The sequence below is a fragment of the Methylobacterium sp. 1030 genome (assembly GCF_040544715.1).
GTDB lineage: Bacteria > Pseudomonadota > Alphaproteobacteria > Rhizobiales > Beijerinckiaceae > Methylobacterium.
In genome coordinates this window covers 183,088-203,443 of the sequence record NZ_JBEPKM010000006.1, presented here as the reverse complement: position 1 = coordinate 203,443, position 20,356 = coordinate 183,088, and the positions used below count along the sequence as shown (strand labels likewise).

The following is a 20,356-nucleotide window of genomic DNA, read 5'->3' as shown; positions in this document are numbered from 1 at the left end:
GACCTGAGGCGTGAGCGGCCCGGCATGGCTCACGCGTCCTCCGCCTCGTCGAACTCCCCCGAGAGCGTGAGCCCGTCGATCCAGGTCTCGCCGTCGCGCTTGATGACGGTGCGCGGCCGGACCTTCCCGTGCTCCGCGATGCCGGCCGCCAGCCGCTCCGAGTGCGTGACGAGCCAGACCTGCGTGCGCTCCGCGGCCCGCGCGATCAGCCGAGCCAGCGGATCCATGAGATCGGGATGCAGGCTGGTTTCGGGCTCGTTCAGCGCGATGAACGGCGGCAGCCGGTAGCCGAGCAGCGCGCCGGCCAGGGCGAGGTAGCGCAGGGTGCCGTCCGACAGTTCCGGAGGATCGAAGGTCCGGCCCGGGAAGTCGGGGAAGCGCAGGCCGAAGCGCGCGTGACGGCCCGGCTCCGGCAGCACGAGCGCCGCGCCCGGGAAGGCGCCGTCGACGGCCTCGTCGATCTCGGTCGTGTCCTCCCGGATATGCGCCAGGGTGGCGAAGACGGCGGCGAGGTCCGCGCCGTCGGACGCGAGGGTCGGCGTCGTCACCGCGAGGCAGGGCCGGCGCAGGGGCGACTCGGCATCCGTCCGGAAATCGTGGTGGAAGCGCCACCCCGCCAGGGCGAGGCGGACCACGGCGATCTCGGGATGGCCGGTGGCGTCGAGGAGGCTGCCGAGGGCGGTCTCGGTCGGCAGCAGGTCACCGCCGAGGGTGCGCTTGCGGCCCTCCGCGTCCCGGACGAAGCCGCTCCGCCCGTCGCGATCGAGGATCACGGCCGCGCGGCCGCGGGTGCGGACCGTCAGGCGCTCGGCCTTGACCTGCGGCTCCTTCCGGAAGGCGGCGCCGAAGGTCGTCCCGCCGACCTGCTGCACCAGCCCGATCTCGACGGCGTAGACGAATTCCTGCCCGATCGTGTCGTGGCGCAGGGTGGCCGACAGGCGGATCCGCGCCGCCTCGCCCTGCCGCCGGCGGCCGGCCCAGAGGGCGGAGTCCATGCCGCCCTCGGCGGCGAGGTCGCGGGTGAGGGTGCCCCGGGCGGCGGCCTGCAGCAACTCCAAAGACCGGTAGAGGTTGGTCTTGCCGGTGCCGTTGCCGCCGACGAAGACCGACAGCGCGTCGACCGGGAAGCCGATCCGCCGCAGCGAGCGGTAGCCCGAGATCGCGACCTCTCGAACCACCAGCATCCCGGATTCTCCCGCGTCAGTCGGGGACCGTCAGATCCGCGATGCCTTTGGCGGCCTCGGGGAATCGCGGGTCCATGGCCTCCAGCGTATCCGCCACGGTCCGGGCAATCACGTAGTTGCGGAACCACTTGTGGTTGGCCGGCACTACCAGCCAGGGCGCCTCGGGCGTCGAGCAGCGGCCGAGGGCGTCCGCGAAGGCCTGCTGGTAGGCGTCCCAGGATTTCCGCTCGACCAGGTCGGCCGGGTCGAACTTCCAGTGCTTCTCGGGGTCGGCGATCCGGGCCTCCAGGCGCCGCTTCTGCTCCGCCTTGGAGATGTGCAGGAAGAACTTCACGACCGTCGTGCCCGACTCGGTGAGCAGGCGCTCGAAATCGTTGATCCGGCCGTAGCGGCTCTGCCAGACCGCATCCGGCACGAGGCCTTTCACCCGCACGACGAGCACGTCCTCGTAGTGGCTGCGGTTGAACACACCGATCATGCCGCGCCCCGGCACCCGGGCGTGGTAGCGCCACAGGAAGTCGTGATCGAGCTCCTCGCTCGAGGGCACCTTGAACGAGGCCACCGCGCAGCCCTGGGGGTTCACCCCCTTGAGCACCGACCGGATCGTGCCGTCCTTGCCGCCCGTGTCGATCGCCTGGAACACCAGCAGGAGGCTCCTGGCGCGCTCCGCGTAGAGGCGCTCCTGGAGGGCGACGATGCGCGCCCGCTCCTGGGCGAGGGCGTCCTTCGCCCAGTCCTTGTCGAGACCGCCGACGTCGTCGGGATCGACCGTGCCGAGATCGAAGGGCGCCCCCGGTTCGACCGCCACGATGCCGGGCGCCGGGCGGATCGGTACCGGCCCGTGCCGGCCGAGCGCCGCCGGGACGGATTCGGCCACGCTGTCGACGCTGCCGGCCCAGCGGGCCGTCGACGGGCGGTGATCCACGGTGGCGCCATGCAGATCGGCCTCACCTGTCATGCCGTCACCGCGTTTGTGGCCGCGATGATGCTTGCCGTGCTTCTTGGACATGGGGCAGGACCTAGTTCCGGATATTGCCGACCGCCGGCGAGAACGGCCGGTAGTCCAGGCTGTTCCGGACGCCTGTGCAGGACGGGGTTGAGACGGTTGGGTACGATCTACTTCATCCGGCACGGCCAGACCGCCTGGAACGCCGAGGGGCGCCTCCAGGGCGGGCGCGACACCGACCTCAATGCCCAGGGGGAGGCACAGGCCGCGGCCGTGGCGGAGCGCCTCGCCGCCGCGGCGGGGCCGGCCCTGGCAGAGGCCGATTTCGTCGCGAGCCCGCTCAAGCGCACCCGGCGCACCATGGAGATCCTGCGGGGCGCACTCGGCCTGCCGCCCGAGGCGTACCGCGTCGACCCGCGCCTGCGGGAGATCGGTTTCGGCAGCTGGGAAGGCTCCACCTGGGCGGAGATCCGCCGCCGCGACCCGGCCGGGGCCGCCGGCCGCGACCGAGACCGCTGGCACTACCGCCCGCCCGGTCTCGGCGCGGAGAGCTATGCCGGCCTCGTCGAGCGCGTCGGGCCGATGATCGCGGGGCTGGAGCGGGACACGGTCATCGTCGCCCATGGCGGCGTCGCGCGGGCCGCGCTGGTCGCCCTCGGCCACCTCGACGTCTACGCGGCGCCCCGCCTGGGCATCCGCCAGGGCGAGGTCCTGATCCTCGAGCCCGGTGGCTGGCGCTGGGCTTGATCCCGTGCGCCGGCGCAGTGCAAAGCCGCCTCGATAACGGCATGATCGGCAGGCTATAGGGCGGCGGCCAGGACAGGCGCCGGCCCGAGCGGGCGGCCAGCGGAGCAGCGGATGAGCGACGTCGCCGAGAAGACCCGGCCCGGACCGACGGCCGGGGAGCCCGCGCCTCTCGGAGCCGCGGCGGCGATCCTGCGCGGCGACCACCGGCCCGACCTCATCCGCGACGAGGTCCTGGCCGAGATCTTCCTGCACGCGGCCGAGACCCGGCCCGATCATCCCTGCCTGGTCGACGGCGCCGGCGTCGGCGCCGGGGGCGTTCACCCGCACCTGACCTACGCGGAGGTCGCCGCCCGGGCCGGCCGGATCGCCGCCGGCCTCGCCCATCGCGGCATCGGGCCGGGTGACATCGTCGGCCTCTGGATGGCCCGTGGCCCGGACCTCCTCGTGGCGCAGATCGGCATCACGATGGCGGGCGCGGCCTGGCTGCCCTTCGACGCCGAGGCGCCGGCGGACCGGGTGGGCGTGTGCCTCGCCGACGCGGGCGCGAAGGCGCTGCTGGTCTCCCCGGCGCTCGCCGCGGCGGCGCCCGACGTCGCCCCGGCCCTGACGCCCGCCGATCTCGACTCCGGGACGCCCGCCGGTGCGCCGCTGCCCGATCCGCGCGCGGCCGGGCTGACGCCCGAGCACCCCGCCTACCTGATCTACACCTCGGGCTCGACCGGCGTGCCCAAGGGCATCGTCATCAGCCACGCCAACATCTGCCACTTCCTGCGGTCCGGGAACGCCCTCTACGGGATGCGCGCCGACGACGTGGTCTTCCAGGGCGCCTCGGTGGCCTTCGATCTCTCGATGGAGGAGATCTGGGTGCCGTATCTCGTGGGCGCGACCCTGTTCGTGGCGAGCCCCGCCATGATGGGCGACCTGGAATCGCTCCCCGGCATCCTGGAGGCCGAGGGGATCACGGTGCTCGACACCGTCCCGACGCTCCTGGCGATGATCTCCGGCGACCTGCCGCGAGTGCGCCTCGTCCTGCTCGGCGGCGAGGCGCTGCCCGAGCCGCTGATCGCCCGCTGGGCGACCGGCGGCCGCCAGCTGTTCAACACCTACGGCCCGACGGAGGCCACCGTGGTGGCCACCGCGGCCGAGATGCGGCCCGGCGAGCCGGTGACCATCGGCGGCCCGATCCCGAACTACTCCGTCTACGTCGCCGGCGAGGATCTGACCCTGCTCGGCCGAGACCAGCAGGGCGAGCTGCTGATCGGCGGTCCCGGCGTGGCGCGCGGCTACCTCGCCCGTCCCGAGCTGACGGCGGAGAAGTTCATCGCCAACCCGTTCGCGTCGGACGGGACCGACCCGGTGCTCTACCGCTCGGGCGACGCGGTCTCCCTCGACGCCGCCGGCCGGATCGTGTTCCACGGCCGGATCGACGACCAGGTGAAGATCCGCGGCTTCCGCGTGGAACTCGGCGAGATCGAGTCCCGGATCCGGGCGGCGCCCGACGTCAACCAGGCCGCCGTCGTGCTGCGGAACGACGACGGCGTCGACCGCCTCGTCGCCTTCCTGATCCCGGAGCGCGGCCGGTCCATCGACGCCGCCGCCCTCCGCCGGACCCTCGCCGGGCAGATGCCGCCCTACATGGTGCCCGGCCATTTCGAGGTGGCCGAGACTTTGCCTCGGCTCACGTCCGGCAAGGTCGACCGCAAGGCGCTCAAGGTCGCCCCGCTCACGGTGGTCGCCGCCGACGGCGAGCAGGAGACGCCCGCCAACGAGACCGAGGCGGCCCTGGTCGCCGCCGCCAAGCAGATCTTCGGCAACCAGCCGATCGCCCTCGAGGGCGACTTCTTCGCCGATCTCGGCGGCCATTCGCTGCTCGCCGCGCGCTTCGTCTCGGCGGTGCGCGAGAACCCGCCGCTGGCCGGGATCACGCTGCCGGACGTCTACGCCCTGCGCACCGTGCGGGCGATGGCCGACGCGCTCATCGCCCGGACGGGCGGCATGGGCGCCGGGGCCGCGACCCGCGACCTGAGCTTCGCGCCGCCGCCGCTGCTGCGCCGGGCGCTGTGCGGCCTCGGGCAGCTGGTCGCGCTGCCCTTCGTGATCGCGCTGGCCACCGCGCAGTGGCTCGGCATGTTCGTGACCTACCTGCTGCTCACCGGCGGAGGCCTGAGCTTCTTCGCCGAACTCGGCGTACTGCTCCTCGTCTACGTGGCGATCAACGGCGTGACCGCGGTCGCGGCGGTCGCCGGCAAGTGGCTGATCCTCGGCCGGACCAAGCCGGGCCGGTACCCGCTCTGGGGCACCTACTATTATCGCTGGTGGCTCGCGCAGCGGCTGGCGCCCCTCGTCCACGTGAAGTGGCTCCAGGGCTCGCCCGCGATCGCCGTCTACCTCCGGCTGATGGGTGCGAAGGTCGGACGCGACACGCTCATCTCCGACATCGAGATCGGCGCGGCCGACCTCCTGACCATCGGGGACGGCGCGTCCCTGGGCGGCCGCCTCGTCATCGCCAACGCGGAGATCGTCGGCAACGAGCTGGTCATCGGCAGGGTCGAGATCGGCGCGGACGCGGCGGTGGGCACCTCCTGCGTGATCAGCCACGACGCGGTGATCGGGCCGCAGGCGGAGATCGCCGACCTCACCACGATCCCCACGGGCTCGCGGGTGGGCGCGGCCGAGCGGTGGGACGGCTCGCCCGGCCGCAAGGTCGGGATGGCCGACCCCACGGAGCTGCCCGCCCCCGCCGAGGCCTCCTTCGCGCGCCGCGCGGCGTTCATGGCGGCCTACGTGGTGCTGCTCGGCGCGATCCCCGCGGTGGGTCTGCTGCCGATCTTCCCGGCCTTCTTCATCTTCGACCAGATCTCGGACTCGCTCTCCGACATCACCGACATCGACTACCACTGGTACCTGCCGATCCTCACCTGGCCGACCGCCATGCTGATGACCGCCGGCACGGTGCTGCTGATCGCCGGCATCCGCTGGGTGGTGCTGCCGCGGACCCGCTCCGGCACCTACTCGGTCCACTCGCTGTTCTACCTGCGGAAATGGTCGCTGGCGCTCGCCGTCGAGGTCACCCTGGAGACGCTCTCGTCGCTGTTCGCGACCGTCTACATGCGGGCCTGGTACCGGCTGATGGGCGCCAATATGGGCCACGGCGCCGAGATCTCGACCAACCTCGCGGGCCGCTACGACCTCGCCGAGGTCGGCGCGAAGAACTTCATCGCCGACGAGGTGGTGTACGGCGAGGAGGAGATCCGGCGCGGCTGGATGCACCTGGAGCCGGTGCGCACCGGCGCCCGGGTCTTCGTCGGCAACGACGCCGTTGTGCCGCCCGGCGCCGTCATCCCCGACGACGTTCTCATCGGCATCAAGTCGAAGCCGCCCGAGAACGCCGCGATGAGCCCCGGCGAGACGTGGTTCGGCTCGCCGCCGATCCGGCTGCCGGCCCGCCAGAAGGTCGATCTCGGCTCGACCGCCCAGACCTACGAGCCCGGCGCGTGGCCGAAGATCCGGCGCGGCGTCTTCGAGGCCTTCGCGACCTCGTTCTCGCCGATGCTCTACATTACCCTCGCGATCACGGCGATCGACTGGTACTTCTACCCGGCCATCCTGGAGCAGGACTGGTGGGGTCTGGCTTACAGCTTCGTCGGTGCGAGCGTCGCCATCGCGCTGATCCAGTCCTCGGCGGTCATCGCGATGAAGTGGCTGCTGATGGGCGTCTACAAGCCCGGCATGCAGCCGATGTGGTCGTGGTGGGCGATGCGCACCGAGGCGATCGCGGTGGCCTACTGGGGGCTCGCCGGCAAGGTGCTGCTCGAGCACCTCCAGGGCACGCCCTTCCTGCCCTGGGTGCTCCGGCTGTTCGGCGTGAAGGTCGGCAAGGGCGTCTGCATGCTCACCACCGACATCACCGAGTTCGACTGCGTCACCATCGGCGACTACGCCACGATCAACCGCGTCTCGGCACTGCAGACGCACCTCTACGAGGACCGGATCATGAAGATCGGCCGCGTCGTCGTCGGGCGCGGCGTCTCGGTGGGTGCGTTCTCGACCGTGCTCTACGACACCAAGGTGGGCGATTTCGCCCGGCTGCGCCCGCTCACCATCGTCATGAAGGGCGAGTCGATCCCCGCCAACACCGAGTGGGAGGGCGCGCCCGCGGTCCCGGTGATCCACCGCGCCTGACGGGCGGGCCGCACCGCGCGTTCCGGCCCCGGCGTTCCGGGGCCGTGCGGGGGCGGGCCCGCGCCGAGGTCAGAGTCGGCGACCCTGCGGCACTCAGCACGGGAGACCCGGCAAGCTCCGGGACGAATATGCCGGTGTACTAGCACCCTCGTCCCGGTTGGCCGTTCTAATCTAGCTTACAGTGGCTTCCGGCAAGATAGAGCGATATACTCTGCCGGCGCGTATCGTTGCTCGGCCATAGTGCGACACGGGGGCGGGGGCGGCTAACGTCCGGGTCGAGGATAGACAGGCGTCCGTGCAACTCGATCCCGCCACCCTGCTGGTCGTCAGCGCGGCGACGACCTTCCTGGTCGGCACGCTCTTCATGGCCTCGTGGCGGCAGGCGCCCGAATCCCGGGTGCTCGCCTACTGGGGCGCGGCGCATCTCGTGGGCGCGGCCGGATCGGCCGGCCTCGCGCTGCGCAACCAGATCCCCGACCTGATCTCGGTGGGCTTGGCCAACGCCGTGGTGCTCGCCGCCTACGGCCTCATCTGGAGCGGCGTCCGCTCCTTCGAGCTTCGGGAGCCGCGGGTGGGCATCGCCATGGCCGGCGCCCTCGGCTGGTGCGTCCTGTGCCTGATCCCGACCTTCTACGCGTCGATCGAGGCCCGCATCATCTACGCTTCGGGGACCGCGGCGCTCTATTGCTGCGCCGCGGCCGCGGAGATCTGGCGCGGTCGCGCCGAGCGGCTCGCCTCCCGGATCGCCGCCGCCACCATCCTGGGACTGCACGGCAGCTTCTACATCGTGCGGATCCCCGCGACGCTGGTGGCGCCCCCGCAGCCGGGTCTCAGCCCGCTCGCGTCGCACTGGGTGGCGATCCTGTGCTTCGTCACCCTGATGTTCTCGATCGCCTCGGCCTTCACCTTCATGGCGCTGGTCAAGGAGCGGGCGGAGCGGGAGCAGCGCATCGCCGCCTCCACCGACGCGCTGACGGGCGTGCGCAACCGCCGGGCCTTCGCCGGGGCCGCCGCGGACGCGATGGCGCGGCACGGCGACGCCGCCCTGCTGCTGTTCGACCTCGACCGGTTCAAGGCCGTCAACGACCGCTTCGGCCACGGGGTCGGCGACGCGGTGCTCATCGGCTTCTGCACCATGGCGTCGACCCTGCTGCCGCGGGAGGCCCTGCTGGGCCGCCTCGGCGGTGAGGAGTTCGCGTGCCTCCTGCCGGACGTCTCGCCCGCCGAGGCTCTGGCCCGAGCCGAGGAGCTCCGCCAGACCTTCGCGCAACTCGCGGTTCCCGAGCTTCCGGCCCTGCGCGTCAGCGTCAGTATCGGGATCGCGCAGGCGCGCCCCGGCATCGCGTTCGACCTGCTGATGCAGCGGGCCGACGCCGCGCTCTACGCCGCCAAGAATGGCGGACGGGACCGGATCTCCGTGGCCGATCCGGTCGCCACTCGCGCGGCCTGAGGCCCTGCCGGGCCGGCTCACGCGAGGGCGCGCGCCGCCTCCGAGACCTTGCGCACCGAGGCGTCCACGACGCTCGCCGAGGAGGCGATCTCCGCCATGGCGGTATGGATCGCCGCGACGCCCTGCGCCGCCGACTGCATGTTCTCCGTCATGTCGCGGGTCACCGCGGCCTGCTCGGTCACGGCCGACGAGACGCTGAGCGAGATCGCGCTGAGCTGCTCGATCGTGGCGCCGATCCCGTCGATCGCCGAGACGGCTCGGGAGGTCTCGGCCTGCACGGCGGCGATCTGGGTTCCGATCTCGCCGGTGGCCTTGGCGGTCTGCTCGGCGAGCGCCTTCACCTCGGCGGCGACGACCGCGAAACCCTTGCCGGCCGCTCCGGCCCGGGCGGCCTCGATCGTGGCGTTCAGCGCCAGCAGGTTCGTCTGGTCGGCGATGGACCGGATCAGGCTCACCGCCGCCCCGATCCGGTCCGCGGCGCCGGTCAGCCCCACGACGATCGCCCCCGCCTCCTCGGCGCGGGAAACGACCAGATCGACGGAGGATTTCGCCTGCATCGCGTGACGGCTGAGTTCCTCGATCGAGGCGGCGAACTCCTCCGAACCCGCAGCGACCGCATCGACGTTGCGGCTTGTCCGGCTCGAGGCCTCCGCGGTCTCGTCCGCCTGCCGGACCACCCGGCTCATCGAATCGCGGATCGCCGCGATGTCGGCGTCGATCGCGCGCTGCCCCTCGGCCCGGCGCTGGCGGTCTTCGACCTGCCGGGTCACGTCGGTAGCGAACTTCACCACCGCGCAGGGCTTGCCGTCGGCGTCGAGGATCGGGTTGTAGGCGCCGAAGATCCAGACGGTGCGGCCGTCCTTCCCGATCCGCCGGAACTCGCCCGCCTGGTACTGGCCGTTGCCGAGCGCGGCCCAGAACGCCGTGTAGTCCGGGCTGGCCGCCTCCGCCGGCGCCATGAACATGCGGTGATGCCGCCCGCGGATCTCCTCCAGCGTGTAGCCCATCGTGGACAGGAAGTTGCTGTTCGCGTCCGTGATCGTCCCGTCGAGGGCGAAGCAGATCACCGCCTGCGAACGGTTGAGCGCTTCGACCTGACCGGCGTGGAGCGCGTTGCGGGCGCGTTCCGCGGTGATGTCGGTGGCGAGCTTGACCACCTTGGTGGGCTTGCCGCGGCGGTCGAGGATCGGGTTGTAGGAGCCCTGGATCCACACGGTGTGGCCGGCTTTCGTCACCCGCGGAAAGGCACGCGCCTCGTGCTGACCGGCGCGCAACCGGTCCCAGAAGGCGCTGTAGTTCGGACCGGACCTGTCGGCCTCAGGCACGAACATTCTGTGATGCTGGCCCCGGACTTCGTCGAGCGTGTAGCCGACGAGGTCGAGGAACACGGCGTTCGCGTCGGTGACGGTGCCGTCGAGGTCGAATTCCACCCGCGCCATCGTCCGGTCGATCGCCGCGAGGAGGGCATCGTCGCGTGAACCAAACATCGCCATCGGAGCCCGTGCCCGCCTGATCTGTAAAGTGCGGACGATCATGAGGAGACGCGCTTAAAAATCCGTCAATGGCGTGCTCTCGTCATGAAACGGGCTCAATGAGAGTTCGAGAAAGTTGTAGGAGCGCAGTCGATCGTCGCAAAATGCATTTATACAAACGACAAAGATAACCGAGATATAAATCACTTTTGCGCCATTATCGGTCTTCGAGCCTATGCATCGACTGATGGACGTTCTCGACTGGTCATGGCTGGAGGCGGTCCGTCGGGTTGTTCGGCGCGCGGCCTGCGTTAGGAGGAGCGTCGAGCGCCGGCGGTCCGAGACGATCGGGGCGGGGACAGCTCGCGACACGGCACTGCCTGGAGACCCGACATGGACGAGGCGACACGGATCGATCGCCTGGAGATGCGCCTGACCGAGCAGGATGCGACGATCGAGGATCTGAACCGGACCGTGACCGAGCAGTGGCGGGTGATCGACCGGCTCGTCCGGCAGCTCGACGCGCTGCGGGAGCAGGTGGAGGAGGCGGCCGCCCGCGCGGCGCCGCGCGGGCCGGAACCGCCGCCGCCGCATTACTGAGGGGAGGGGCCGGCGCGCCGCGGCGCGCCGGCCGGTGCGTCAGAAATTCGCCTGCGTGACGAACTTGGTGACCAAGTAGGCGTCGAGGGCCTCCGGGCCGCCCTCGCTGCCGTAGCCCGAATCCTTGACGCCGCCGAACGGCGTCTCGGGCAGGGCGAGGCCATGGTGGTTGATCGAGATCATGCCGCTCTCGACCGCGTTCGACACCCGCGCCGCGCGCTCGGCGGAGCGGGTGTAGGCGTAGGCCGCGAGCCCGTACGGCAGGCGGTTGGCCTCGGTGAGCGCCTCCTCGTCGTCGGAGAACCGGTTGATCATCGCCAGGGGGCCGAAGGGCTCCTCGTTCATGATCCGGGCGGTCAGCGGCACCTCGGTGAAGACCGTCGGCTCGAAGAAGTTGCCCTGGTTGCCGATGCGCTTGCCGCCGGCGCGCAGCGTCGCGCCGCTCGACTCGGCGTCCGCTGCCAGCGCCGTGACGGCGTCGAGGCGCCGCCCGTGGACTAGCGGTCCCATCTTGGTCTCGGGATCGAGCCCGTCGCCGACCTTCACCGACTTGGCGAAGGTGGTGAAGCCCTCGACGAAGCGATCGAAGACCGAATCGTGCACGAGGAAGCGGGTCGGCGAGACGCAGACCTGGCCGGCATTGCGAAACTTCGAGGGAGCCAGGACGGCCACCGCCTTCTCCACGTCGGCGTCGCCGAACACGATCGCGGGGGCGTGGCCGCCGAGTTCCATCGTGGCGCGCTTCATGTGCTCGCCCGCGAGCGCCGCGAGCTTCTTGCCGACCACGGTCGAGCCGGTGAACGAGATCTTCCGGATGACCGGGTGCGGGATCAGGTAGGCCGAGATGGCCTCGGGATCGCCGTAGACCAGCGAGAGCGCGTCGCCCGGGATGCCCGCATCCAGGAAAGCGCGGACCAGGGCGGCGCAGCTCGCCGGTGTGTCCTCTGGGCCCTTCAGGATCACCGTGCAGCCGGTGCAGAGCGCTGCCGAGATCTTGCGGACCGCCTGATTGATCGGGAAGTTCCAGGGCGTGAAGCAGGCCACCGGCCCGACCGCCTCGCGGACCACCGCCTGCAGCACGCCGTCGGCGCGGCCCGGGATGACGCGGCCGTAGGCGCGCTTACCCTCCTCGGCGAACCAGTCGATGATGTCGGCCGCCGCCAGGGTCTCGCCCCGCGACTCGGCGAGCGGCTTGCCCTGCTCCAGCGTCATGATCCGGGCGATCTCGTCGACCCGGGCGCGCAGCAGGTCGGCCGCCTTGCGCATCACCTTGGCGCGCTCGAAGGGCGCGACTTTGCGCCAGGTCGGGAAGGCGCGGGCGGCGGCCGCCAGGGCCTCGTCGAGATCCGCCGTGGTGGCGACCGCGCACTGGCCGATCGTCTCGCCCGTGGCGGGGTTCAGGACGCCCAGGGTGTCCCGGTCGGCACCCGCGCGCCAGCGCCCGGCGATGTGAAGCTCGGTATCCGGATACATCGGTCAATTCCCGCTCGGCCGCACCATCGGCCGCAGGCGGAATGTGGCGATGTGGCGCGCCCCGGCAATCCCCGCGGCGGCATGGCTGGGGCCGTCTGTATTCAGGCGGCGGCGCGCGCGGGCTCCGGCGCCTCGACGAGGGTCGCGCTCCCGTGGCGGGCGCGCAGGGTCGCGCCCTTCGGAACCACCCGCCAGCCCTCGCGGCAGCCGTCGATCGGCTCCGACACCACCACGATGCCGCCCGGCCCCTCGCGGTAGTACAGGCTCGGCGGCCGGCCGTCGCAGGCCCAGCGATAGGCGGTCAGCGTCTCGCCGTCCGTGAGCAGCGCGGTGAAGCGCAGCGGCTCGCAGACATTCGCCGACTCCATCAACTCGCGGACGGTCTTCAGCGTCCGCGCCATCGCACCGACGGGGTCCGCCTCGAGGCCGTTGGCGAGCGCCAGGAGGAAGATCGCCTCCGAGTCGGTGCTGCCGCGGCGATGGTCGTAGTAGGAATCCGGGATCAGCGCCTCGAGGCGCCGCTTGATCCGGTGGTAGCCGCCGATCTGGCCGTTATGCATGAACAGGTGGCGGCCGAACACGAAGGGGTGGCAGTTGGCCCGGGCGGTGGCCGTCCCGGTCGAGGCGCGCACGTGCGCGAAGAACGTCCGCGCCCGCACCTGCCCGCAGAGGTTCACGAGGTTCTCGTCCGACCACGCCGGGGAGATGTCGCGGTAGACACCCGGCTCGGGCCGCTCGGCGTACCAGCCGATGCCGAAACCGTCGCCGTTGGTCTCGGTCTTCCCCTCGTCGGCGTGCAGCGACTGGTGCACCAGCGAGTGGGTCGGCGCGCAGACGAGGTCGGAGAGGAAGACCGGCTCACCGCTGTAGGCGAGGAAACGGCACATGTCGGACGATGATCCTTCAGCTCTAGGCCGCGTTCGATCCCGCGAAACGCCCCGCGCGGGTGGAGACGTTCCGCCGCAGGACGTTAACAGTCGGTCCACTCCGGTGAACAGTTTCTTAACCGCCCGGAAACTGCGCCATTTTCGTGCGTTCCGCATGAAAATGGTGCCGCCTGTCCGCAGGGCAGGCATTCGCCTCCGGAGCGACGCGACTCTTGTGAGCCGCCTCATGAAGGGTCAGCATGGCCGAATCGGGGAATCAGAAGCTCGCCGTACAGGCGGCCACCCGACGCGGGGCAAGGCACCGGCAGCAGGAGACTTTGATGGATCGCGCAACGCCCGATAGTTCCGCCCCCGTGGCGCTCGTCGTGGAGGACGATGCGGCTGTGCGCGATCTCGCGACGGCGGTGCTCGAGGAGACCGATCTCGGCGTGATCGCCTGCGAGAGCGCCGAGGCGGCCCTCTCGGTGCTGGAGCGGTCCGACGTGACCGTGGCGCTGCTCTTCGCGGACGTGCGCCTGCCGGGCGCCATGGACGGCGTGTCGCTGGCGCAGGCGGTCAAGCGGCGGTGGCCGGACGTGCGCGTGGTCGTCACCTCGGGCGCGAGCCGGGACGCGCGGCTCCCCGATCAGGCAGTCTACATGCAGAAGCCCTGGCGGGCCCTCGACGTGCTGGTCCAGGCCGAGCACGCCACCATGGCCGCCAAGGCGGCCTGAGCTGGCGGCCTGAGCTGGCGGCCTGAGCTGGCGGCCTGAGCGCCCGGCGCTCGAAGCTCTTCACGTCATCGCGAGCGCCGAGCCCCGGCTCGGCGCTACAGGCGCGACCTTCCTCCTCTCCCGACGGATCTCGGGCCTGCCCGAGATCCGTCCCGAGAAGCCCGACTCGGGGCAAGCTCGACTCGGGTGGAAAGGGGACCCGCGCCACGTGCGGCTCGCGTGCCCGGGCGCCTTCATCCGGACGCGACGCAAAGAAAAAGCCCGGCCTGCGCGCGCAGGCCGGGCTCTCTCATGACTGACGTAGTGTCGCTCAGGCGGCGGGAGCCGGGCTGACCGGGGTCTGACCGGCGGCGTTGCCGCCCTGGCCCTGCGCGGCGGACGGCGACGGGAAGCCGGGACGACGGCCGCCGGCGGGGAAGCGGGGCTTCGGCTTCGGCGCGGCGATCAGGCCCTCGCGGATCGCGGTCTTGCGGGCCTGCTTGCGGGCGCGGCGGACGGCCTCGGCCTTCTCGCGAGCCTTGCGCACGGACGGCTTCTCATAAGCCTTGCGCTGCTTCATCTCGCGGAAGATGCCCTCGCGCTGCATCTTCTTCTTGAGGACGCGGAGCGCTTGATCGACGTTGTTGTCGCGAACGAGTACCTGCAACGGACTTGATCCTCTGGACCTGAAGTTCTGGGTTCACGCGGCCCGCCGCCGATCTGGAAACCGGCAACGTCCCTCGCCCGGTTTGAACCCGGGAGGGACGGGAACGTCGGTTTCCGAATCGGCGTGGAGCTCACGCCTTGACGGGGCTATTACACCAAGCGCGCACCAGTTCCAACCTGTCCGCGCGATCCATCCGCGCCTGCGCCGTGCTAGGTTGCGCGGATGAGACACGACGACTCGCAGCAATTCGCCAGCGACAACTATTCCGGCATCTGCCCGGAGGCCTGGGCTGCGATGGAGGCGGCCAATCGCGGCCACGCCCCGGCCTACGGCGAGGACGCCTGGACCGCCCGGGCGGCCGACGCCTTCCGGAACCTGTTCGAGACACCGTGCGAGGTGTTCTTCGCCTTCAACGGCACGGCCGCCAACGCGCTGGCGCTGGCCGCGCTGTGCCAGTCCTACCACAGCGTGATCTGCGCCGACTCGGCCCATGTCGAGACCGACGAGTGCGGCGCGCCGGAATTCTTCTCGAACGGCTCGAAGCTGCTGACCGTCCGGACCGAGGGCGGCAAGCTCACGCCGGAGGCGATCCGCGGGCTGGCGCAGAACCGCAGCGACATCCACTTCCCGCGGCCGCGCGTGGTGACGATCACGCAGCCCACCGAGACCGGGCAGGTCTACAGCCTCGCCGAGCTGCGGGCCCTGTCGGCGACCTGCCGCGAGCTGGGCCTCGCCCTGCACATGGACGGGTCGCGCTTCGCCAACGCCTGCGCGAGCCTCGGGTGCAGCCCCGCCGACATGACGTGGCGCTCGGGCATCGACGTCCTGTGCTTCGGCGGCACCAAGAACGGCATGCATGCCGGTGAGGCGGTGGTGTTCTTCGACGCCACGCTCGCGGAGGATTTCGGCTACCGCTGCAAGCAGGCCGGCCAGCTCGCCTCGAAGATGCGCTTCCTCGCGGCCCCCTGGGTCGGCATGCTGGAGAGCGGCGCGTGGCTGCGGAACGCGGCCCACGGCAACGCCTGCGCTCGCCGCTTCGCCGAGGCGGTCGGCGGGCTGCCGGGGGTGCGGGCTCTGTTTCCCGTCGAGGCGAACGCGGTCTTCCTGACAATGCCGGCGGCCACGATGGAGGGCCTGCGCGCCCGGGGCTGGCGGTTCTACACCTTCATCGGCGGCGGGGCGCGCTTCATGTTCGCCTGGGATGCCCGGACGGAGCGGGTCGACGAGCTGGTCGGCGACCTGCGCGCCCTGGCGGCCGCCGCGGCCTGAGCGCGCGGACAGAGCGGCGCGGAGCCAACCCGTTGAAGGTGTTTCGCGCGCGCTGATATCGGGATCCGCTGAGGAGCATCGATACGTCGGCACGACATGCGCTTGGTCGTCCTTGCGAGCGCAGCGAAGCAATCCAGTGTCGCGCGACGCCTGCCGAACTCGTGCGGCCCTGGGTCGCTTCGCTGCGCTCGCGATGATGGAGGGGCTGAGAGCCCGGGCTCGCGAGTGCTGGGACGGCGCGACGCTGCGACGGCCCGCTCCCTACAGCAGCGCGAGATCCGCCGGGTCCGCGCTGGGGAAGATCCGCCGCAGGCTCGCCTGGTCGAGCCCGTAGAGCCGCCGGAACAGGCCGCCCAGCAGGCCGCGATAGTCGGTGAGCACCGGATAGTCCCGGTTCTGGAACAAGTGCGCCTCGTCGGCCCGCACCTGCGGTCCCGCGATCCGGCCGCCCCGGACGCCGCCGCCGAGAATCCAGTAGACGCTGCCGTGGCCGTGATCGGTGCCGCGGCTCCCGTTCTCCCGGAAGGTGCGCCCGAACTCCGACAGCACAACCACCACCGTGTCGGACCAGCCCGGCCCGATCTCCTCGACGAAGCCCGAGAGTCCGCGCCCCAGCTCGCCGAGTCGGTCGGCGAGGTAGCCGGTGCCCGCGCCCTGGTTCACGTGCGTGTCCCAGCCGCCGACATCGACGAAGCCGAGGTTGAAGTTCTCGCGCATCAGGCGGCCGATCCGCCGGGCCGACAGCTCGAAGCCCTTGGGCGAGACCGCCCCGCGGTCGGCCTGCCCGGCATGATCGGAGATCGTGTGGTAGACCGCGTCGCGCACCCGGAACCCCTCGGTCACGGCGGCGGCCAGCTTGGTGTCGCTGTACATCGCCGCGATGAGGCGGGCCTGCCGGTCGTCGATGCCGGGCTTGCCGACCCCGTTGATGGCGATGTTGGGCACCGTCTCGCCGCCCCGGAAGATGAGCGGCATCTGGTCGGTGAAGGCGATCGGCCGGACCCGGGTCAGCTCCGCGGCGAGCCGGGCCATGAAGCCGGAATTGTAGTCGCGGGCCGCGCCGACCGTCTGGCCCATCTCGATCGTGTCCTGGGTCTCGAAATGGCTCCGGGTCAGGTCGTCGGTGCCGGCGAACGGCACGAAGGCGGCCTGACCCTTGGCGTAGAGCGGCAGGAGCGTGTCGCGCAAAGCCGGGTGCAGGCTCCAGTCGGCGTCGAGCGCCAGCGCCGCCTTCGGGTCCGACGCGTCGGGCTTCGGGATCGCGAGGTTCGGCCGCGACCGGTAATAGAAGTCGCTGCCGGTCGGGATCACCACGTTGGCGGCGTCGTAGGCGCCGCGCAGGAACACCACGAGGAGGCGCGCGTCGGCCTTCGGGGCGGCCCAGACGCGGCCGGCCAACGTGGACAGGCCGAGCGCCGCCGAGGCGCGGATCAGGTCGCGACGGTTCATCGCATGAACTCCGGCGAGGCGAGGTAGAGGGTGTTCCAGTCCTGCGGCGAGACCGCCTGGGCGAGGGCCGCGCGCGTCGCCGCCGACAGGGTGCCGGACAGCGCCGAGAAATAGAGCCCGTTGGCGAGCACCGGAAAGGCCGGCTCCTCGGCCTGATCGGGCAGCGCCGGCTTGAACAGGCCGGCCGAGCCGGACCCGATCTGCCGGGCGATCTCGAACCGTGTCGCGAGCTGCCCGGGCCCGTTCCAGGCGGCCGCGTCGAGGGGGTAGCCGTCCGGCGTCGAGCGGTTGAACAGGCCCTCGCCGAGGCGGTTCAGCCAGCCGAGCACCGGGCCGGCGTTGCGGATCACGCGCCCGTCGTAGGCCATGCGCAGGGCCGAGAAGACATAGCGCACCGGGTCCTTGAAGGCGCCGCCGCGCTCGGCCGTGAAGGCCGGCTCGCGCACCAGCGCCTCCATCACCGCGGCGATGTCGCCGTCGGTCCGCGTGAAGACGGCGGCGAGCCGGGCGACGAGGGCATCGTCGGGTGCCTGCCCGAGGAAGTAGGTCGCCAGCGCCCGGGAGACGTTGGTCGCGGTGGCGGGGTTGCGAGCGATCAGGTCGACCGCCTCCTCGACCTCGGGCCAGCCGCGCCCCCGGATGCGCGTGCCGAGGAAGACCTTGTCGCCATAATCGTGCCGGTTCGGGTTGAACGCGAACAGGCCGTCCCGGCGGAAGTCGGCGGCGCGCTCGGGGCGGAGCTTCGGGTTCTCGGGCTTCAGGTCGATGCCGACCCCGCTCAGGATCCGGGCCAGCGCCTCGACGTCGCCCTGCGTGTAGCCGGAGCCGACACCCATCGTGTGCAGCTCCATGATCTCCCGGGCGTAGTTCTCGTTCGGGCGGCCGGCGGCGTTGGCGTCGTTGTCGAGGTAGCGCAGCATCGCCGGGTGGCGCAGGCTCGCCATCAGCAGGTCGCGGAAGCGCCCGAGCACGTGCGGGCGGATCGCCGTCTCGACGTAGTCGCCCACGGCGGCGCGCAGCGTCGACTTTCCCTGGTGGACGTTGAGCCGGTTGAACCAGAACCACGTCAGGCGCTCGCGCAGCTGGTCGGGGCTGTAGAGCGCCCGCAGTACCCAGACGGAGGCGGCGTTCCGCGCGGCCGTGTTGAGCGCCGCCTGGAAAGCCTGCTGCGCAACCTTCCTGGCCTCGGGATCGGCGATGTCCTTCGCCGCCTTGGCCTGCGCGTCCAGGGCCTGGGCCCGCTCGAACAGGCTGCCCGGCGGGGTCAGCGCGTCGACCTGCGCCTGGGCGTCGGGGGGCAGGCGCATTTCGGCGGGCGGGTGAAGCTGATCGTGTAGCCAGCGCGCCCGCCCCTCCGCGGTGAGCTGCGCGAAGGCCGAGGGCGTGGCGCCCCAGGTCAGGGCATCGAGGAAGGCGGCGTCGGCCGCTGCGGCGCGCTGCGGCGCCTCGGCCGCGCGGGGCCCGGGGCCCGCGGAGGCGAACAGCAGAGCGGTGACCAGACAGCAGCGTGCTGCGGCGCGCGACATCGGGGCCTCGCGAAGCGTGGATCGACCGGGGAAGCGTGGTGTCGCGCCCCTGTACGGTGCCTGAAAGGAGGCCCCATTCTGCCGCTGTCTTTGCCAATATCGGGGCTTGCCGCTACACGATCCCGAGACCGCGCGAGTGCCGCGCCGCGCACCACCACGTTCCGCCGACCCAGAGCGTTCGCTCCATGCTGATGCAGACCAAGACCGAGGCGAGGCCGGCCGATCCGGTGTCGCGGCGGCGCACCTTCGCGATCATCTCCCACCCCGACGCGGGCAAGACCACGCTCACCGAGAAGCTTCTGCTGTTCGGAGGCGCGATCCAGCTCGCCGGCGAGGTGAAGGCCAAGCGCAACCGGGTCTCGACCCGCTCCGACTGGATGGGCATCGAGAAGGAGCGCGGCATCTCGGTGGTCACCTCGGTGATGACCTTCGAGTACGGCGACTGCGTCTTCAACCTCCTCGACACGCCCGGCCACGAGGACTTCTCCGAGGACACCTACCGGACGCTGACGGCGGTCGATTCGGCCGTCATGGTGATCGATGCCGCGAAGGGCATCGAGGCGCGCACGCGCAAGCTGTTCGAGGTCTGCCGCCTGCGCGACATCCCGATCGTCACGTTCGTCAACAAGCTCGACCGCGAGGCGCGAGACCCGTTCGAGCTTCTGGACGAGATCGAGAAGACGCTGGCCCTCGACGTCGCCCCGGTCACGTGGCCGATCGGCACCGGCCGCAACTTCTCCGGTACTTACGAGCTCGGCGGCAACCGTGTCCGCCGCCTCGACGCCGCCGAGGATGCGGGGATGGTCCCGGTCTCGGGTCCCGGCGACAAGCTGTTCGACGAATTGCTCACCGAGGACGGCGCGGCCGACGCGTGGCGCGAGGAGGTCGAACTCGCCGAGGGCGGGCTGAAGCCGTTCGACCTCGACGCGTTCCGCGAGGGGCACCTGACGCCGGTCTTCTTCGGCTCGGCGCTGCGCAATTTCGGCGTGCGCGACCTGATCGACGGTCTCGCCAAGGTGGCGCCGCCACCCCGCGGCCAGGACGCCGACAAGCGCCTCGTCGAGCCGACCGAGCCGCGCATGACCGGCTTCGTGTTCAAGATCCAGGCGAACATGGACCCGAATCACCGGGACCGGATCGCGTTCATGCGGGTCTGCTCGGGCAAGCTCAACCGGGGCATGAAGGCCCGGCTGGTGCGCACCGGCAAGCCGATCTCGCTCTCGGCGCCGCAATTCTTCTTCGCCCAGGACCGTGCCATCGCCGACGAGGCCTACGCGGGCGACGTGGTCGGCATCCCGAACCACGGCACGCTGCGCATCGGCGACACGCTCACCGAGGGCGAGGACATCGTGTTCCGCGGGGTGCCCAGCTTCGCGCCAGAGATCCTGCGCCGGATCAAGCTGACCGACGCCATGAAGGCCAAGAAGCTGCGCGAGGCGCTCCAGCAGATGGGCGAGGAGGGTGTCGTCCAAGTCTTCGTGCCTCAGGACGGCAGCCAGGCGATCGTCGGCGTGGTCGGCGCGCTGCAGCTCGACGTGCTGAAGGAGCGGCTCCAGGCCGAGTACGGCCTGCCGGTGGATTACGAGACTTCGCGATTCTCGGTCTGCCGCTGGGTGTCGTCCGATTCGGAGGCCGAGCTCGACAAGTTCATCGACTCGCACGGCTCGGCCATGGCCAAGGACCTCGACGGTGCCCCGGTCTTTATGGCGACCACGGCCTTCTCGCTCCGCTACGAGGAGGAGCGCTACCCGGCCGTGCGCTTCACCGACGTGAAGGACTACCAGAAGCGGGCGGCCTGATCCGCGCCGCCGG

General features: G+C 71.2%; 15 protein-coding genes. 7 read left to right on the top strand and 8 right to left on the bottom strand.

Going from position 1 to position 20,356, the window contains the following annotated elements; genetic code table 11:
• Window positions 1-29: 29 nt before the first annotated feature.
• Window positions 30-1,184 carry an AAA family ATPase gene (locus tag ABIC30_RS10665; RefSeq protein WP_020092950.1) on the bottom strand — a complete coding sequence of 385 codons (1,155 nt, stop codon included), beginning with the start codon at window positions 1,182-1,184 and terminating at the stop codon, window positions 30-32.
• A 16-nt stretch (window positions 1,185-1,200) separates the two neighbouring features.
• Window positions 1,201-2,193, bottom strand: a complete 993-nt coding sequence (locus ABIC30_RS10660) for a polyphosphate kinase 2 family protein (protein WP_020092949.1) — start codon at window positions 2,191-2,193, stop codon at window positions 1,201-1,203.
• 96 nt (window positions 2,194-2,289) lie between these two features.
• Here ABIC30_RS10660 and ABIC30_RS10655 point away from each other — a divergent pair, with 96 nt between their 5' ends.
• The 3 genes from ABIC30_RS10655 to ABIC30_RS10645 all read left to right on the top strand — a co-directional run bounded on the left by ABIC30_RS10655 (window position 2,290) and on the right by ABIC30_RS10645 (window position 8,509).
• The gene (locus tag ABIC30_RS10655; RefSeq protein ID WP_020092948.1) at window positions 2,290-2,877 is read left to right on the top strand and encodes a histidine phosphatase family protein; all 588 of its coding nucleotides are present in this window, start codon (window positions 2,290-2,292) and stop codon (window positions 2,875-2,877) included.
• A gap of 111 nt (window positions 2,878-2,988) precedes the next feature.
• Window positions 2,989-7,059 (top strand): Pls/PosA family non-ribosomal peptide synthetase, encoded by a 4,071-nt coding sequence (locus ABIC30_RS10650; protein WP_020092947.1) that lies wholly within the window; start codon window positions 2,989-2,991, stop codon window positions 7,057-7,059.
• A 295-nt stretch (window positions 7,060-7,354) separates the two neighbouring features.
• Complete coding sequence (locus ABIC30_RS10645) at window positions 7,355-8,509, top strand: GGDEF domain-containing protein (protein WP_234082149.1); 1,155 nt, start codon at window positions 7,355-7,357, stop codon at window positions 8,507-8,509.
• Window positions 8,510-8,526: 17 nt separating this feature from the next.
• Here the strand turns inward: ABIC30_RS10645 and ABIC30_RS10640 are convergent, their stop codons facing one another.
• Entirely contained in the window at window positions 8,527-10,002 is a 1,476-nt protein-coding gene (locus ABIC30_RS10640; RefSeq protein WP_020092945.1) for a methyl-accepting chemotaxis protein, read from the bottom strand.
• Window positions 10,003-10,374: 372 nt separating this feature from the next.
• On the opposite strand from ABIC30_RS10640, the gene ABIC30_RS10635 reads away from it, so the two are divergent.
• Window positions 10,375-10,581 (top strand): SlyX family protein, encoded by a 207-nt coding sequence (locus tag ABIC30_RS10635; RefSeq protein WP_020092944.1) that lies wholly within the window; start codon window positions 10,375-10,377, stop codon window positions 10,579-10,581.
• Window positions 10,582-10,620: 39 nt separating this feature from the next.
• Here ABIC30_RS10635 and ABIC30_RS10630 read toward each other — a convergent pair whose 3' ends face one another.
• Both ABIC30_RS10630 and ABIC30_RS10625 read right to left on the bottom strand, forming a co-directional pair.
• Window positions 10,621-12,054: an NAD-dependent succinate-semialdehyde dehydrogenase gene (locus tag ABIC30_RS10630; protein WP_354454887.1), complete on the bottom strand. Its 1,434-nt coding sequence runs from the start codon at window positions 12,052-12,054 to the stop codon at window positions 10,621-10,623.
• Between the two features lie 101 nt (window positions 12,055-12,155).
• A complete protein-coding gene (locus ABIC30_RS10625; RefSeq protein ID WP_056531902.1) occupies window positions 12,156-12,941 on the bottom strand; it encodes a class II glutamine amidotransferase in 786 nt (261 codons plus the stop codon).
• A 320-nt stretch (window positions 12,942-13,261) separates the two neighbouring features.
• Here ABIC30_RS10625 and ABIC30_RS10620 point away from each other — a divergent pair, with 320 nt between their 5' ends.
• Window positions 13,262-13,654 carry a response regulator gene (locus ABIC30_RS10620; protein ID WP_026604893.1) on the top strand — a complete coding sequence of 131 codons (393 nt, stop codon included), beginning with the start codon at window positions 13,262-13,264 and terminating at the stop codon, window positions 13,652-13,654.
• A gap of 310 nt (window positions 13,655-13,964) precedes the next feature.
• On the opposite strand, the gene rpsU is transcribed toward ABIC30_RS10620, so the two are convergent.
• The gene (rpsU, locus tag ABIC30_RS10615) at window positions 13,965-14,300 is read right to left on the bottom strand and encodes a 30S ribosomal protein S21 (RefSeq protein ID WP_012322424.1); all 336 of its coding nucleotides are present in this window, start codon (window positions 14,298-14,300) and stop codon (window positions 13,965-13,967) included.
• Between the two features lie 222 nt (window positions 14,301-14,522).
• Between rpsU and ABIC30_RS10610 the strand changes: the two genes are divergently transcribed.
• On the top strand, window positions 14,523-15,569 hold the full coding sequence (locus tag ABIC30_RS10610) for a threonine aldolase family protein (RefSeq protein ID WP_091980080.1): 1,047 nt from the start codon (window positions 14,523-14,525) through the stop codon (window positions 15,567-15,569).
• 261 nt (window positions 15,570-15,830) lie between these two features.
• Here the strand turns inward: ABIC30_RS10610 and ABIC30_RS10605 are convergent, their stop codons facing one another.
• Window positions 15,831-17,018 carry a DUF1501 domain-containing protein gene (locus ABIC30_RS10605; protein WP_354454884.1) on the bottom strand — a complete coding sequence of 396 codons (1,188 nt, stop codon included), beginning with the start codon at window positions 17,016-17,018 and terminating at the stop codon, window positions 15,831-15,833.
• A complete protein-coding gene (locus ABIC30_RS10600) occupies window positions 17,015-18,544 on the bottom strand; it encodes a DUF1800 domain-containing protein (RefSeq protein ID WP_354454882.1) in 1,530 nt (509 codons plus the stop codon). The genes ABIC30_RS10605 and ABIC30_RS10600 overlap by 4 nt, the downstream gene beginning before the upstream one ends.
• A 185-nt stretch (window positions 18,545-18,729) precedes the next feature.
• Between ABIC30_RS10600 and ABIC30_RS10595 the strand changes: the two genes are divergently transcribed.
• Window positions 18,730-20,343: a peptide chain release factor 3 gene (locus ABIC30_RS10595; RefSeq protein WP_056531911.1), complete on the top strand. Its 1,614-nt coding sequence runs from the start codon at window positions 18,730-18,732 to the stop codon at window positions 20,341-20,343.
• Window positions 20,344-20,356: the final 13 nt, after the last annotated feature.

Bases quoted from the DNA above. Each gene is read 5' to 3' on its own strand.
- ABIC30_RS10650 (WP_020092947.1), top strand. From the start codon at position 2,989: ATGAGCGACGTCGCCGAGAAGACCCGGCCCGGACCGACGGCCGGGGAG.
- ABIC30_RS10630 (WP_354454887.1), bottom strand. From the start codon at position 12,054: ATGTATCCGGATACCGAGCTTCACATCGCCGGGCGCTGGCGCGCGGGT.
- ABIC30_RS10665 (WP_020092950.1), bottom strand. From the start codon at position 1,184: ATGCTGGTGGTTCGAGAGGTCGCGATCTCGGGCTACCGCTCGCTGCGG.
- ABIC30_RS10640 (WP_020092945.1), bottom strand. From the start codon at position 10,002: ATGGCGATGTTTGGTTCACGCGACGATGCCCTCCTCGCGGCGATCGAC.
- ABIC30_RS10625 (WP_056531902.1), bottom strand. From the start codon at position 12,941: ATGTGCCGTTTCCTCGCCTACAGCGGTGAGCCGGTCTTCCTCTCCGAC.
- ABIC30_RS10620 (WP_026604893.1), top strand. From the start codon at position 13,262: ATGGATCGCGCAACGCCCGATAGTTCCGCCCCCGTGGCGCTCGTCGTG.
- ABIC30_RS10660 (WP_020092949.1), bottom strand. From the start codon at position 2,193: ATGTCCAAGAAGCACGGCAAGCATCATCGCGGCCACAAACGCGGTGAC.
- ABIC30_RS10610 (WP_091980080.1), top strand. From the start codon at position 14,523: ATGAGACACGACGACTCGCAGCAATTCGCCAGCGACAACTATTCCGGC.
- ABIC30_RS10635 (WP_020092944.1), top strand. From the start codon at position 10,375: ATGGACGAGGCGACACGGATCGATCGCCTGGAGATGCGCCTGACCGAG.
- ABIC30_RS10595 (WP_056531911.1), top strand. From the start codon at position 18,730: ATGCTGATGCAGACCAAGACCGAGGCGAGGCCGGCCGATCCGGTGTCG.
- ABIC30_RS10600 (WP_354454882.1), bottom strand. From the start codon at position 18,544: ATGTCGCGCGCCGCAGCACGCTGCTGTCTGGTCACCGCTCTGCTGTTC.
- ABIC30_RS10605 (WP_354454884.1), bottom strand. From the start codon at position 17,018: ATGAACCGTCGCGACCTGATCCGCGCCTCGGCGGCGCTCGGCCTGTCC.